14 protein-coding genes and 1 riboswitch are annotated in these 13,414 nt (G+C 57.2%); of the genes, 8 read left to right on the top strand and 6 right to left on the bottom strand.

Annotated features, from left to right (window positions below; all coding sequences use genetic code 11):
* Positions 1–11: 11 nt before the first annotated feature.
* From ribB to ribD, 3 genes are read right to left on the bottom strand one after another with little or no spacing between them, the layout of a single operon-like run.
* The gene (gene ribB / locus GOB83_RS04630; protein WP_242005730.1) at positions 12–1,352 is read right to left on the bottom strand and encodes a 3,4-dihydroxy-2-butanone-4-phosphate synthase; all 1,341 of its coding nucleotides are present in this window, start codon (positions 1,350–1,352) and stop codon (positions 12–14) included.
* Positions 1,337–1,939 carry a riboflavin synthase gene (locus GOB83_RS04625; protein WP_165925373.1) on the bottom strand — a complete coding sequence of 201 codons (603 nt, stop codon included), beginning with the start codon at positions 1,937–1,939 and terminating at the stop codon, positions 1,337–1,339. The genes ribB and GOB83_RS04625 overlap by 16 nt, the downstream gene beginning before the upstream one ends.
* The gene (ribD, locus tag GOB83_RS04620; protein ID WP_373321594.1) at positions 1,921–2,973 is read right to left on the bottom strand and encodes a bifunctional diaminohydroxyphosphoribosylaminopyrimidine deaminase/5-amino-6-(5-phosphoribosylamino)uracil reductase RibD; all 1,053 of its coding nucleotides are present in this window, start codon (positions 2,971–2,973) and stop codon (positions 1,921–1,923) included. Before ribD ends, GOB83_RS04625 begins: the two co-directional genes overlap by 19 nt.
* 122 nt (positions 2,974–3,095) lie before the next feature.
* A riboswitch (FMN riboswitch) is annotated at positions 3,096–3,243 on the bottom strand.
* A gap of 303 nt (positions 3,244–3,546) precedes the next feature.
* Here ribD and GOB83_RS04615 point away from each other — a divergent pair.
* The 6 genes from GOB83_RS04615 to GOB83_RS04590 all read left to right on the top strand — a co-directional run bounded on the left by GOB83_RS04615 (position 3,547) and on the right by GOB83_RS04590 (position 9,743).
* Positions 3,547–4,788, top strand: coding sequence for a cytochrome b (locus tag GOB83_RS04615; RefSeq protein ID WP_165925372.1), 1,242 nt, complete (start codon positions 3,547–3,549; stop codon positions 4,786–4,788).
* Positions 4,788–5,564, top strand: coding sequence for a cytochrome c1 (locus tag GOB83_RS04610; protein ID WP_165925371.1), 777 nt, complete (start codon positions 4,788–4,790; stop codon positions 5,562–5,564). The genes GOB83_RS04615 and GOB83_RS04610 overlap by 1 nt, the downstream gene beginning before the upstream one ends.
* Before the next feature lie 23 nt (positions 5,565–5,587).
* On the top strand, positions 5,588–6,226 hold the full coding sequence (petA, locus tag GOB83_RS04605) for a ubiquinol-cytochrome c reductase iron-sulfur subunit (RefSeq protein WP_095349993.1): 639 nt from the start codon (positions 5,588–5,590) through the stop codon (positions 6,224–6,226).
* A 185-nt stretch (positions 6,227–6,411) separates the two neighbouring features.
* Positions 6,412–6,963: a flavodoxin family protein gene (locus GOB83_RS04600; RefSeq protein WP_086645559.1), complete on the top strand. Its 552-nt coding sequence runs from the start codon at positions 6,412–6,414 to the stop codon at positions 6,961–6,963.
* Positions 6,964–7,177: 214 nt separating this feature from the next.
* Complete coding sequence (locus tag GOB83_RS04595) at positions 7,178–8,494, top strand: outer membrane beta-barrel protein (protein WP_165925370.1); 1,317 nt, start codon at positions 7,178–7,180, stop codon at positions 8,492–8,494.
* Between the two features lie 433 nt (positions 8,495–8,927).
* The gene (locus GOB83_RS04590) at positions 8,928–9,743 is read left to right on the top strand and encodes an SDR family NAD(P)-dependent oxidoreductase (RefSeq protein ID WP_165925369.1); all 816 of its coding nucleotides are present in this window, start codon (positions 8,928–8,930) and stop codon (positions 9,741–9,743) included.
* Between the two features lie 115 nt (positions 9,744–9,858).
* On the opposite strand, the gene GOB83_RS04585 is transcribed toward GOB83_RS04590, so the two are convergent.
* The gene (locus tag GOB83_RS04585; protein ID WP_242005729.1) at positions 9,859–10,224 is read right to left on the bottom strand and encodes a MarR family winged helix-turn-helix transcriptional regulator; all 366 of its coding nucleotides are present in this window, start codon (positions 10,222–10,224) and stop codon (positions 9,859–9,861) included.
* 141 nt (positions 10,225–10,365) lie between these two features.
* On the opposite strand from GOB83_RS04585, the gene GOB83_RS04580 reads away from it, so the two are divergent.
* Together GOB83_RS04580 and GOB83_RS04575 are read left to right on the top strand one after the other, a co-directional pair.
* Positions 10,366–10,716 carry a hypothetical protein gene (locus GOB83_RS04580; RefSeq protein ID WP_165925367.1) on the top strand — a complete coding sequence of 117 codons (351 nt, stop codon included), beginning with the start codon at positions 10,366–10,368 and terminating at the stop codon, positions 10,714–10,716.
* 111 nt (positions 10,717–10,827) lie between these two features.
* Positions 10,828–11,718 (top strand): LysR family transcriptional regulator, encoded by an 891-nt coding sequence (locus GOB83_RS04575; protein WP_165925366.1) that lies wholly within the window; start codon positions 10,828–10,830, stop codon positions 11,716–11,718.
* Positions 11,719–11,771: 53 nt separating this feature from the next.
* Here the strand turns inward: GOB83_RS04575 and GOB83_RS04570 are convergent, their stop codons facing one another.
* Together GOB83_RS04570 and GOB83_RS04565 are read right to left on the bottom strand one after the other, a co-directional pair.
* Positions 11,772–12,647, bottom strand: a complete 876-nt coding sequence (locus GOB83_RS04570; protein WP_165925365.1) for an arginase family protein — start codon at positions 12,645–12,647, stop codon at positions 11,772–11,774.
* A gap of 264 nt (positions 12,648–12,911) precedes the next feature.
* Positions 12,912–13,355, bottom strand: a complete 444-nt coding sequence (locus tag GOB83_RS04565; protein ID WP_086645564.1) for a MerR family transcriptional regulator — start codon at positions 13,353–13,355, stop codon at positions 12,912–12,914.
* Between the last annotated feature and the right edge of the window lie 59 nt (positions 13,356–13,414).

Genomic DNA, 13,414 nt, shown 5'->3' with positions numbered 1-13,414 from the left:
ATACAGACAGCTCAGGCAGGAACCTTGTGCACAACGGGGGACGGTGCATCGCAGCTCAGGTGGTGGCCCATGCGTTTGCGTTTGGCATGCAGGTAGGCACGGTTGAACATGTTGGCCGGAATTTCCAGCCCCAGTCTTTTACGCACCACAAAGCCCCGGCTTTCCAGTGCCCGGACCTTCTCGGGGTTGTTGGTCAGCAGGTCGAGCTGGCCCACACCAAGGCTGCGCAGTATGCCTGCCGCTGCACGCCAGTCGCGCGCATCGGTTGCAAAACCGAGCCTGTGGTTGGCTTCAACCGTATCCAGCCCGGCATCTTGCAATTCGTAGGCGCGTATCTTGTTCACAAGGCCAATGCCGCGCCCTTCATGCCCACGCACGTAAACCAGCACGCCGCACTCGGCCTGCCCGATGGCCTGCAACGCTGCCTGAAGCTGGGACCCGCAATCGCACCGCAGGGAGCCGAGCGCATCGCCGGTCACACATTCGGAATGCAGGCGCACCACCGGCACCGGGCCGTTGGGGCGGACATCCCCCTTAACCAGCGCAACATGCTCCACACCTTTTTCGTCCCGGAAGGCGTGAATAACCAGCTCATTCCCACCATACACGCTAGGCAGGGCGGCCTTGGCCAGATCGGGCACAACGTCTTCCGCCGCGGGGGCTGCGGCCTGTGCGGGCTGTGGCTCCAGCGGTGCCAGACCATGCGCGCCAATCCATGCCACCAGTTCGGCAATGGAAATAATGGGCATGTCATGCTGCCGGGCAAACACATCCAGCTGAGGGCGGCGGGCCATTGTGCCGTCCTCGTTCAGAATTTCGCAGATCACGGCGGCGGGCTTGAGCCCGGCAAGGCGCAGCAGGTCAATCGAGCCTTCGGTATGGCCAATACGCGCCAGCACGCCACCGGGTTCGGCCCGCAGGGGGAAGATATGCCCCGGAGAGGCAATATCTGCCGGCGTCGCCTCATCTGCCGTGGCAACCAGCACGGTCTGGGCACGATCGGCGGCGGAAATACCGGTACTGACCCCCTCACGCGCCTCGATCGACACGGTAAACGCCGTGCCATACTGCGCGGTGTTGTCGCTCTGCCGCACCATCATGGGCAGTTCAAGCTGCTCTACGCGCTCGGCGGTCAGGGGCAGGCAAACCAGCCCACGGGCATGGGTGATCATGAAGTTCATGGCCTGCGGGGTCATGAACTGTGCCGCCATAACAAGGTCGCCCTCGTTTTCGCGGTCCTCATCATCCACCATCACAACCATGCGGCCCGCCCGCACGGCATCCAGCGCACGCAGCAGACGCTCGGAAGGCTGGAGCGGTGCGGTCTGCCCCTGTGTCATTTTGCCTGACATTGTGCCTCCACATATTTTGCAATGATATCCACTTCCACATTCACGGCATCCCCCACCCTGAGCGTACCCAGTGTGGTGTGGTCCCATGTGTGCGGAATGATCATGAGGGCGATGCGGAACTTACCGTCCTGCACCGGCCCCACTTCGTTCAGGGTCAGGCTGATCCCGTCCAGCGCGACCGAGCCTTTTTCCACCATGTAGCGGCGCAGTTCTGCGGGAATATCAAACTCCACGCGCCGGGCATCGCCCGAAGGTGTAGCCCCGACAAACCTGCCCAGCCCATCCACATGCCCCTGCACAATATGGCCGGACAGGCGGGTGGACGGCGTTACCGCACGTTCCAGATTAACCCGCGACCCGGCCGCAAGGGAGCCCAGCATGGTGCGGTCCAGTGTTTCACTGCTGACAAAAAAGCGTACGGGCATATTCTGCGCCGGGGCCACGGCTGTCAGGCAGACACCATTGACGGCAATGCTCTCGCCCTCGGCCACGTCGGTCAGGCCGGTCTGCACTTCCAGCATAAGGGAGCGCGCACCCTGCTCGACTGCAAGGACCTGACCGAGAGATTCTATAATACCGGAAAACATGCCTGCTCCTGCGTGCATCGCGCCCATTGCGGAAAAAGGGAAAGGGGGGAGATGTCGTGTCGGGTTGAAACAGAAAAGTGGTCGCAGCCCTGCGCATCCTGCCGGATATGCAGCCAGTCATCCCACAACCCCTGCGCGCTGATCGCACGCAGCAGGGTGGGACCAGCCTCGACCATGACCCACAAGGCGGGCGTGCTGGCCAGCACTGCGGGCAGATCGGCGCAGTCGGGGCAGAACAGAACATCAAAGCGTGCCTGTGCCTGCTCCTGCCAGTGTGCGGGCACCTTGTTGGGCGCACCACACACCACCAGCACCCGCCGCCTGTTGGCGTGGTCTGGCACATGCCGCACGGTAAAGGCGGGCAGGTCGGCCTGTATTGTGCCTGTGCCTGTGACAATACCATCGGTTACGCGCCGCAGCGCGTGGGCAAACTCGAGCGATTGCCGGGTTGTAAACGTTGTGCTGCCAACCGGCGGCACCATGTTGCCCTGTGCATTAACCGCCTGTTTGACCGTAATCCACGGCCGCCCATGCACCATGCGCCATGCAAACGGGGCCAGCAGAGCCTTGCAGCGCGCCAGACAGGCACCACCGTTGGCGGCATGGGCCAGCCACCGCACATCCAGCCCTTTGGCCTGCAAATATGCAGCACCGCCACCGGGCACATGGGGGTTGGGGTCCGCGCAGCCAATCCACACCGTCTGTACGGGCGTGGATAAAAGCGCTTCCGTGCATGGCGGGGTGCGGCCGGTGTGATTGCACGGCTCCAGCGTAACCACAGCGGTATGAATCCGCTCCACCACACCCAGTGCGAGCGCCTGCTCCACGGCCAGACGCTCGGCATGCAATGCGCCTGCCTTGTGGTGGGCGGCAATAACCAGCACTTCCCCCCGTGCATCCAGCAGCACACACCCCACAGCGGGGTTTGGCGCGGTCTGCCCGGCAAAACGCCATGCTTCGGACACAGCCATATCAAAGGCCGCACCAACATGCTCTGGCATAGTGTGGGGGAAAGGTTGAGAAATACTGTTCACCCTGGTGTCTCTTTTAGTCCATACCTGCTCATGACAGACGGACCCAGGGCGTCAAAAAGGGTTACACGCTTTATGCACGCAAGCCGGACTCCGGCTTAACGGACAAAAAACGAGTCTCTCTTTCTCGTTCTCTTTCATCCGGACTATAACCGTCGGCTCCGGAGTTACACCGGATCTGCTGACCCTGCCGAAGCAGGCGCTCGCGGGCTTGGGGTAGCGCACCACCCCTTTACCGCCGGTAGGGAATTACACCCTGCCCTGAGAACGTCACACCCGCACAAAACGGGTGCTCTGTTAATATGATGGCCCCAACCCCCGTGTGTTGCAAGGATAAAACTTTTCACATCTGCTTAATGTTTGCTCCGGACCGGCCCCAAAAGCCGCCCCCCTTGCCTAACATTCCGTTACTGTTATGAGAGAGGACAGGCAGCCTTGGCCCCGGACACGGACCAGCCGGGCCGCTTTTTGCAACCTGCGGGAGCAGTTGGTGCACGCTTACGCACCCTGTAGTGCCTGCCCTGCGGGTGCATATGCACTGTATATTGGAGTTTTTTTAACCCCCATGGACCAGCCATGACCCAGCCAGACCCGGCACCCCAGACCACGCCCCCTCCCGCAGCCATGACCGGCCTTGCCGGATGGGTAGAAGCACGCCTGCCTGTTATTTCTGCCTTCCGGGCAGAATACATAGACTTCCGCCTGCCCCGTAACCTGAACGGGCTGTGGAATTTTGGGGCCATCCTGACCGTTGTTCTGCTGCTTATGCTGGCTACCGGCATTTTTCTGGCCATGAACTACACCCCGACCAATGCAGGGGCTTTTTTGTCGGTCGAGGCAATAGACCGCCAGCTTGCCGGCGGGTGGCTGCTGCGGGCCATGCATATGACCGGGGCCAACCTGTTTTTGGCCGCACTCTATGTGCATCTTTTCCGTGGATTGTATTACGGCTCCTACAAAACCCCGCGTGAACTGCTGTGGCTGAGCGGGCTTGTGCTGCTGGTTATGGTCATGGCCACGGCCTTTGCCGGTTACATGCTACCGTGGGGCCAGATGTCCTACTGGGGTGCGGACGTGATTACCAAGGCCGTGGGTGCCGTACCGGGCATTGGTCCGAGCCTTGAACATATTATGGCCGGGGGCGACCATCTGGGCGATGTTTTTGTGCACCGCTTTTTTGTGCTGCACTTCCTGCTTGCTTTTCTGGTCGTTGGGGTTGTGGGGCTGCATGTGACCATTGTGCACGTCAATGGTTCCAACAACCCGCTGGGCATTGAACCGCGCACTCCGCGCGACACCGTACCGTTCTACCCCTACTATATCAGCAAGGATCTGGTGGGGCTTATTGTGTTCGCCATGGTGTTTGCCGCGCTCATGTTCTTCTGGCCCAATCTGCTGATCGAGGCGGACAACTACACCCCCGCCGACCCCATGCACACACCGGCTGATATTGAGCCGGAATGGTATTTTCTGCCATTTTACGGCCTGCTCCAGTCCGTGCCCTCCAAATTTGGCGGCCTGCTGGCTTCCGCCGCATCGCTGCTGATCCTGTTTGCCCTGCCATGGCTGGACCGCTCCCCCGTGCGCTCCATGCGCTTCCGCCCGCTCTGCCGTATTGGCCTGTTCGGGCTGGTAGCCGCATTTATTCTGCTGGCGGTTGCAGGCAAGCACCACGCACAGGGCGGCTGGCTGATTGTGGCGCGTCTGGCGGGTATTTATTACTTCAGCTACTTTGTAGTGCTGCTTCCCCTTGCCTCACGCAAGGAAAAAACACGCCCCCTCCCCACCTCCATAGCCGCTGCGGAAGGAGATCAGTAATGCAGGGTTCTTTTTCCCGTCCTGCCGCTGGCCTGCTGCTGGCGCTCGGCCTGTCCGGTGTTGCACTGGCACACGAACCAGACAAAGCACCACCCCATCAGGCATGGAGCTTTGAAGGGCCATTGGGCCAGTATGACCAGCCCAGCCTGCAACGTGGTTTTCTGGTATTCCAGCGCGTGTGTTCCACATGCCACGGCATGCGCAACCTGACCTATAACGACCTGGCAGGCATTGGCCTGACCCGCCAGCAGATTGAAGAAACCGCAAAAGCCAAACCGCAGCCCGGCACACCGGACGCCATGGGCCAGCCCACCACGCGCCCGGGGCTGCCCGATGACCACCTGAACTCCCCTTTCCCCAGCGATGCGGCGGCTGCGGCCATGATGGGCGGCGTAGCCCCGCCTGATCAGTCCCGCCTTGCCATGACCCATCCGGGCGGGCCGGACTGGCTGTACGCGTTCCTGACCGGCTACCGCATGCCCCCGCCAGCCGATGCGCCCATGGTCCCCGGCAAGTTTTATAATGACTGGGCCGCAGGCCACATGATTGGCATGCCCCCTCCGCTCATGAACGGCATGATCCAGTACCCCGATGGCACCCCTGCCACGGTGGAACAGCAGGCCCGCGATATAACCACTTTTCTGGTCTGGGCATCCGATCCGCACCGCAATGACCGCCACAGCATTGGCAAGGCCGTTATGGCCTATCTGGCTGTGCTGCTTGTGCTGGCCATTGCATGGAAGCGCAAAATCTGGAAACGCCTGAAAACGCAGTGAAGAACAGAAAGCACGCAAGAACCATGACACGCGAGACTGACACCACCCCAGCTCCCGAACAGGCCCCCGGCCGCCGTGACTTTCTGGGCATGGTCACCACGGCTGGCACGGTCACAGGCATTGCGGCCTGCGCCATTCCGTTTGTGGAAAGCCTGCAACCACAGGACAGCGCCGCCGCACACCTGCCGGTTGATGTGGATATTGCCCATCTGGCCCCCGGCCAGCAGATAGTGGCTGTATGGCAGGGCAAGCCCATCTTTATTATCCGCCGCACACCCGAAGAACTGGCAAGCCTGCAGAATGCGGAATTGAGTGCCCTGCTCAAGGATGCCAACTCCACAGCCAACCAGCAGCCCGGTTATGCCCGCAACTGGCACCGCTCCATTGTGCCCGAATACGGGGTTTATGTGGGCATCTGCACGCATCTGGGCTGCGTACCTGCCTACACTCCTCCACAGGGGTCCGGGCCGGAGGCATCTGGCGGGTACGGCTGCCCCTGCCATGGCTCCAAGTTTGATCTGGCAGGGCGGGTGCAAAAAGGTGCTCCCGCTCCGTACAACCTGCCCGTGCCACCTTATGTCATGCCTTCCGCCACCGTGATCAGGCTGGGGGAAAACCCCAAGGGGGAAAATTTCGACTTTTCCACCATAGAACAGATCTGACCTTCTCCCCCGCCAGCCTGTGTCTGGCGGGGTTTTTACCGGGCATACCCCCGGCAAGCCTCACACCCGTAGTGTGAGATGCTTTTGCCCAAAAGCAACTTATCAGCCATAGCGGACTGCGCCATGCTCGGCTTGCTCAAAGCCGGTCTGCTCCAGCCCGGCCCAACCCACAGGGAGTTGCTGATATGTCGGGAATTGTTGTTGTTTATCACTCAGGTTATGGCCACACCCGCAAAGTGGCCGAATACCTTGCGCGCGGCGCCAAGGCCGAACTGATTGCCATTGATGACAATGGGGAGCTGCCCGAAAGCGCCTGGGACAAGCTGGCCGAAGCCAAAACCATTGTCTTTGGCGCACCGACCTATATGGGCAACGCAAGCTGGCAGTTTAAAAAATTCGCCGATGCCACTTCCAAAATCTGGTTCATGCGCGGCTGGCAGAACAAGCTGTTTGCGGGCTTTACCAACAGCGCAAGCCCTGTGGGGGACAAAGGGCTGACACTGGCATGGCTGCAAACCCTAGCAGGCCAGCACGGCGGCATATGGATCAGCCTTGGCATGCTGCCTTCCAACACAAAAGCCGCCAAGAACACGGACCTGAACGCTCTGGGCGGTTCCACTGGCCTGCTCGTCCAAAGCCCGTCTGATGCCAGCGTGGACGAAATCCCCCAAGGTGGGCTGGACACAGCCGCAGCATTTGGTGCGCGCATTGCCGAAATTACAGAACAATTTGCATGAAAAATCCATTCATGCGGCACAAAGTTGTGCGCAGGCAGTCTATTCTTAAAAAAGATAAATAAAACTGCCGCATGGTCAGCGGGTATCACGGAAGAGTGATACCCGCTTGTCGTTTTTCCAGTTTCATTATGAAACCGGAATGTTACCTATCGGAGTAGTCAATCACCTTAGCAGCACATATAAATATAATACTTAAAGTGCGGGAATCTGAGTAATGAATCTGTCCGGAAAAAAAACAGGTCTTGCCGTTGCCCTAAGTGTCGCATCGGTTCTGGCAGCCGTTCCCCTTAAATCGGCAAAGGCGCAGGTTCACCCTTTTTCAGCTTTTTCCAGTGGTAGTTCCGACCTGTCGCACTGGCTGTCGGACGTTACCCTGATCGGTCAGATTGAAGGCGGCATCATGGCCAACCCGGCCCGCCCCAACTCCGGTTACAACTTTGGCGACTTTCTGGCCGACCATGCCAACCAGGTCCAGTTGAATCAGGCGGAGTTTACTCTCTCCAAAGCTATCGACCCCAGCAAAAACACCTATCAGGTCGGCTTTACGCTGGAAGGTCTTTATGGCTCGGATGCCCGTTACTACCATCTGGTCGGCATCTCCGATCAGGAATGGAAGGCCCGCTACCAGCTTATTCCCGCACAGGCCCATGTGGATGTACACCTGCCCTGGCTGACCTCTGGCGGGCTGGACATGCAGGCCGGTATTCTACAGGCCCCCATGGGTGTGGAGGGGCTGGACCCCGCCTCCCGCGCATTCTACACGCTGGCCTATACATCTGAATATTCCGTACCATTCCAGCATATGGGCGCCATGTTCAACTGGCATGTTACGCCTATTCTGGACGTAACATTCGGGATTGATACGGGTAACCAGACCACCTTTGGCGCATCGGACAACAACAGCCGTCCCGCCGGGTATTTTGGCTTTAACCTGAACAACCTGCTGGGTGGTAAACTCCGTATTGTGGAACTCAGCCGCGTAGGGCCGGAGAATGTCTGGCAGAGTGTCGGGCATTACGAGGCAGACCACGCACAGCGCTTCTGGAACGATATTAACGCGACCTATCAGGTTAACGACAAGCTAAGCCTGACAGCCGAATTCAACTACCTGCATGACGAGGGCATACGCGGTATTGGTGCACGCGGGCAGTTTGCCGGCACGGATGCCGAAAGCTTTGTCAGCTTCCTCAGCTACAAGATCAACAAGGACTTCACCTTCAACTATCGTGGCGAAATCTACCGCGACAACAATAACTCGATGGTGGCAACCTTTACCGGCAACAACTCTTACATGAATGCCATTGCAGGGCGCTCCTACACCACCATGACCGGCGCAAGCGGGCACGGTACCACCTATGGCGACCTCTCGCTTAACGTTGCCTATCGCCCTGATCTGGGCCACCATATCCGCGTTTTCCAGCTACGTCCTGAAATCCGGTTTGACCGCGCTCTCAACAGCACCTCACCCTTTAACGGTGGCCGCAACAACGGCATGTTCACCTTTGGTGGTGACGCAGTGATCGGCTTTTAAGCCATACAGTACACAGGCACACGCGCCCTCCACCACGGGGGCGCGTGCTCTTATAGTGCTTATCACGCCTTCCTCCCCCAACACGGGAGCCGCCTTCCGCCTTTGGCACTCGTCATGCCTCCAAGCCCTGCTCAGATGTGGGTTATGACATCCGCCGCAATGGCGATTAAATGTTAAAGAATTAAAAAATAATTTCCGCTTTGCGCCAGAACGCTTTGCAGTATTGAAGATAAAAGCCCTTTAGCCTTAACTTTGTCACGCTTATGAGGGCATAAATCATGCGTTATTCTAATCTATGTTGGATTAGCGCGACGTGCGATCATGCAAGACAAGGCTGATAAGGTATGTTAGACGAAAAACACAATTGCTGGCGGCATCATCATGGCCTGCCGCATGTAAGTCGGATTGGGAATTGTTGAGATAGGCAATTGTTTTGTTTAGAAAAAACAAGGAAACTCCTCAGAAAGTAGCTGTCGTCAGCGGTGCATCCGGCGGCATTGGGCGTGCTTTGTGCCTTCAGTTGCGCCAGCGTGGGTACCGGGTCATTGGCCTGTCACGCCAGAACGCTGCGGCAGCCGATACAGCTTATGTTGACTGCATGCTGGCATGCGACCTGACCGATTCACACTCCATCAATGAAACTGCCCGCACAATCGGGCAGACCAGTGCCAGCGTTGATCTCTTTATATTCTGTGCCGGTGTTATTTCCCCACAGTCTGTGGCGACCTTGGAGCATGCTCCGGTTATTGAGCAGATCCAGACCAATCTGCTCGGCGTTATGCTGCTGACCAATGCCATTCTGCCAATAATGGCAAAAGACTCCCACATTATTTACGCCAACTCCATGGCGGGCATTTTTCCTCTGGCGGGCAGCAGCGCCTATACGGCCTCCAAATTTGGCCTGCGCGGTTTTGCACTGGCACTGGAGCAGGAGCTCAAGCCACGCCATATCCGGGTGTCCTCCGTATTCCCCGGCAGCGTCAATACGTCCATGCTGGCGACGGAAATGGAGCGTGGCGGGTCGGTCCTCAACTTCATGTCTGCCCCGCAGGAGCCAGAAGCCATTGCGGCCTGGATTCTTTCCCCCCATGTGCGCAAACATGTTGAGAACTTTCCGTCCAGCTTTGACAGGCTGTTTTGCAGTCTTTTCCTCTGGTCGCCTGGCTTCCTGCGCCTTTGCCTGCCATTGATGACGGCATGGGCCAAATCCCGCCGTGCACACTACAGAAAAAGCAACAAGACCACTTAAGTCAGACCACTCTGCCCCCGCCTTTTGCGCAGGCAGCCCGGGGGCAGAGCCAATACACCACAAAAAATTAAGGCATCAACGCCGGGCGGGCTGCTTTTACCCTTGCCCGCATGACTCATGCGGCATCTGTTAGCCCATTAATCACGCGGCGTAGCAGTTCCAGCAGATGTGCGCTGTCTTCCCCCGCCAGAGCCGCGTGACTTCTGGCATTGATTGCCGCAACGGCCGCCGCAATATCTGGCAGTCTTTCCTCCGCCAAAGGCGATAACGATATAAACGCACTGCGCCGGTCCTTCGGGTCTGGTGTGCGTTGGATCAGCCCATCCCGTTCCATACGGGCGAGGGTCTTGGCCATGGTGGACTGCTCTACTGCGGCAAGCTGTACCAGGTCGCGCTGTGCCAGTGGTTTGCCATCCGCCAGAGCAAAAAATACCGGCAACTGCCCCGACATAAGCCCGAACGGCCGCAGAGCATCATCCATCTCCCGCGCAAAAAGCCGTGCGGCCCAATTGATCATATAACCAAGGGACTGTTCCCGGGGCTGCCATTTATATGGCTTGCTATCTATGTTCATGGCTAGCTATATTTGATCTCTCAGCTTCATTCATGCAAGGACGATAGCATGCAGACGGTTCTCCGCCACATCCACCCTCTGGCGGGGGGATTGGCCATTCTGTGGGGGCTGCTTGTGCTGGCTCCCTGCCTCGCACTCACTAATTTTTCTGGCTACCAGATGGCAGGCGGGGCACCGCGCGGGCTGGCACTGGCCAAATTCAGGCGCATGCGGGTCATTGGGGCCAATGGTCTTTGTGTGCTGGTTCCCTGCGCGTTTTTTCTCGCCTTGCGCGCATCTGCACAAACATTCGACGGACTGTTTTATGGTGTGCAATTACTCGAACTTCTGGCAGGAGCCGTAAACCTTGCACTCCTTGGCATCAACTTTCGTGACGGGGTGCGAATGGCGCGTGCCTGAACCTGTAAAAACAGCATTCTGCCGCACAGAACATTTTGCATGGCCTGGCCCTGATGCGCTGCAAAAATATGTTGTATGTTAAAAGACAACCGCAAGTGTCAGGGTTTTAGAATGTCCCGTGAGAATTTTAATGAACTTCTTTCCTTTCTTGCGGTTGCTCAGGAAAGAAGCTTTACACGTGCTGCTGCACGGCGAGGCGTAACGCCCTCGGCCTTAAGCCATACCATGCGGCTGCTGGAAGAAAGGCTGGGAGTTACACTGCTGACCAGAACAACCCGGCGGGTTGTTCCCACAAGTGCAGGGGAATACCTGCTGAGCAACATTCAGCCGTTATTTGACGAAATTGAAAATAAAATTGCCAGTCTGGATGAGTTTCGTAGCGCACCGAGAGGTGAACTGAGAATTACCGCGACAGATGAAGCCCTGACGTATTTTCTACGCCCCAAACTAGCCAATTTTCTTAAAAAATACCCTGATATTGCCATAGAAGTTTCAACCGACATGAAACTTGTCGATATTGTTGATGAATCCTTTGATGCAGGGATCAGGCTGGGCGAGATGGTTGCACAGGGTATGATGTCCGTCCCTGTTTCCCCTGCCATTGAGTTTGTGGTTATTGGAGCTCCCAGCTACTTCAGGGAACATCCGGCCCCCAAAAAGCCCAATAACCTGACTGAGCACAATTGTATTGGTGTTAGGCTACCAACGTACGGAAAGCTTTATAAATGGCTTTTCCGGCAGAATGGAAAAGACGTTAAATTCCAGCCAAGTGGGCAGTTTATTTGCAATAATGTGTTTTCTGCGCGGGATGCCTGCCTGGATGGCATAGGGCTTGCGTACCTGCCAAGGGTTGTGGTGGAAAGCCATATTGCATCAGGCGAGCTTGTTCCTGCGCTGGAAAAAATCTGCCCTACCCATGTGGGGTTCCATCTTTTTTACCCACGGCATAACCAGTATTCCATGCCGCTGGCTCTTTTTATCGAAGAAATGAAACTGGCATGATGCCACGCAAGGGCATGCGTAAACCCCGCATACCCTTGCATATACACAGCCGCTTACGCCCCTAGCAGGGGGAGCTGTTGCATCATCTGCTGTAAATTCAGCGCATCCCACGGCATATGCTCGGCAATTGTCATGCCCACCACCTGCTTTTCGGTCATGACCTCCCCGACCAGCTTCAACACATCTGGAATATTGAGCTTTCCTTCCGCCACATCACCAAAATCGTGTTTGCCACGGCCGGGCTTTGCAAACAGCAGGGAGCGGAAGTTGTGCGGGTCCAGCACATCCAGGTCCAGATGAATGGCCAGAACCTCAATCCCGCTATCGTTGAGCCATTGCATAACGGGTTGAGCACCCTCCCGCACCTGCTGGGGTGAGCATGTGCGAATGCCGTGCTCGGCAATAAACCGGGCCTCATACGGCAGTGGATCATGAATACCCGCGATCATGACATTTTTGGCCGCTATGGGCTGCTTGACCGCGTTGGTCAGGTCAGGGTCACCATGGCCCATAAGGGCACCCAGCACATGCGCATGCGCGTTTTTATACTGTTCGGGGGTCTGCACGTCCGGGTGTGTATCAATCCACAGAACACCCAGCTTATCCCCGTATTGTTCAGCCAGCCAGGCAAACGGAGCAAGGGATACCAGACAGTCCCCACCCAGCACAGCAATGGAGCGGGGCTGGTGGCGCGCAATAATTGCCTGTGCCGCCTTGATCTGTTTTACAAGAACACTGCGCCCGCGCATGTCGTTTTCCAGCGGCAATGGGGTATCTGTCGGGGCATCAACAGGTACTTCCTCAACCGGTCCGTGGGATGGGGGTGCCAGCCATGCCAGCAATCTGGACCCCAGATAATATGGTGGGTTATCCCCACCCTGCCATTGCGGAAAAATAAGACGCAGTGTGTTCTTGTCCGGTTTTGACACGCACTCTCTCCCAAAACGATCAGCACGAGAGCGCCTGCATTAGACTTGGCAGGTTTGATCAGATCATCATTCCGGCCCGGCCTGTGTTACGGCCTAGCGCTCTCAGTCCTGAGTATTTTTTCATGAATAATATGCATTTCATAGAACTATATTGCTGAGTTTTATTCACAATAATCCTGATAAATCAGGCCATAGTCACGCCTGATATTTATACCGTAAAATGAAGTTTGGCAGGGCACTCCAAGCAACCAGCTATTTGCGACATTACTGGTCAATATCATGAGACACGATTTTCTGATGATCAGCCGCGCATAGGCCATGATCCCCCAGAACCTGAATAACCCGGCACGTCTGCACTGTGCCACAGGTGCATTGCGCGACCATACGCTCAAGTTCTCTATGCAGGGCATTCAGCCTTACAAGGCGGTGTTCCACCTCCGCCAACTGGCGCTTTGCAATGGCATCAATGGCCTCACAGCTCTGGTCGGGGTCATCCGACAGGGCCAGCAATTCCCGAATATCGTCCAGCGGAAAACCCAGTTCGCGCGCATGGCGGATAAAGTTCAGGCGTTCGCGGCTGGTATTATTGTAAATCCTCTGCCCGCCTTCATTCCGTTCCGGCTTGGGGAGCAGCCCGATCTGCTCGTAGTACCGGATGGTTGGCACTTTTACACCAGTCAGCCCAGACAGTTTTCCGATACTCAACATGCAGAATCCCCTTGAACCTCTAGTCACTAGAGGATGTAGCTATCTCATTCTCTCGCGTC

The sequence above is a fragment of the Acetobacter fabarum genome, assembly GCF_011516925.1.
In the GTDB taxonomy this organism is placed as follows: Bacteria; Pseudomonadota; Alphaproteobacteria; order Acetobacterales; family Acetobacteraceae; genus Acetobacter; species Acetobacter fabarum.
The sequence above is the reverse complement of the archived record's forward strand: the minus strand, read 5'-3'. Positions and strand labels throughout refer to the sequence as shown.

Excerpts from the sequence above, each read along its gene's own strand:
- ribB (WP_242005730.1), bottom strand. The coding sequence starts at position 1,352 with ATGTCAGGCAAAATGACACAGGGGCAGACCGCACCGCTCCAGCCTTCC.
- GOB83_RS04625 (WP_165925373.1), bottom strand. The coding sequence starts at position 1,939 with ATGTTTTCCGGTATTATAGAATCTCTCGGTCAGGTCCTTGCAGTCGAG.
- GOB83_RS04615 (WP_165925372.1), top strand. The coding sequence starts at position 3,547 with ATGACCCAGCCAGACCCGGCACCCCAGACCACGCCCCCTCCCGCAGCC.
- GOB83_RS04610 (WP_165925371.1), top strand. The coding sequence starts at position 4,788 with ATGCAGGGTTCTTTTTCCCGTCCTGCCGCTGGCCTGCTGCTGGCGCTC.
- petA (WP_095349993.1), top strand. The coding sequence starts at position 5,588 with ATGACACGCGAGACTGACACCACCCCAGCTCCCGAACAGGCCCCCGGC.
- GOB83_RS04600 (WP_086645559.1), top strand. The coding sequence starts at position 6,412 with ATGTCGGGAATTGTTGTTGTTTATCACTCAGGTTATGGCCACACCCGC.
- GOB83_RS04595 (WP_165925370.1), top strand. The coding sequence starts at position 7,178 with ATGAATCTGTCCGGAAAAAAAACAGGTCTTGCCGTTGCCCTAAGTGTC.
- GOB83_RS04585 (WP_242005729.1), bottom strand. The coding sequence starts at position 10,224 with ATGGATGATGCTCTGCGGCCGTTCGGGCTTATGTCGGGGCAGTTGCCG.
- GOB83_RS04580 (WP_165925367.1), top strand. The coding sequence starts at position 10,366 with ATGCAGACGGTTCTCCGCCACATCCACCCTCTGGCGGGGGGATTGGCC.
- GOB83_RS04575 (WP_165925366.1), top strand. The coding sequence starts at position 10,828 with ATGTCCCGTGAGAATTTTAATGAACTTCTTTCCTTTCTTGCGGTTGCT.
- GOB83_RS04565 (WP_086645564.1), bottom strand. The coding sequence starts at position 13,355 with ATGTTGAGTATCGGAAAACTGTCTGGGCTGACTGGTGTAAAAGTGCCA.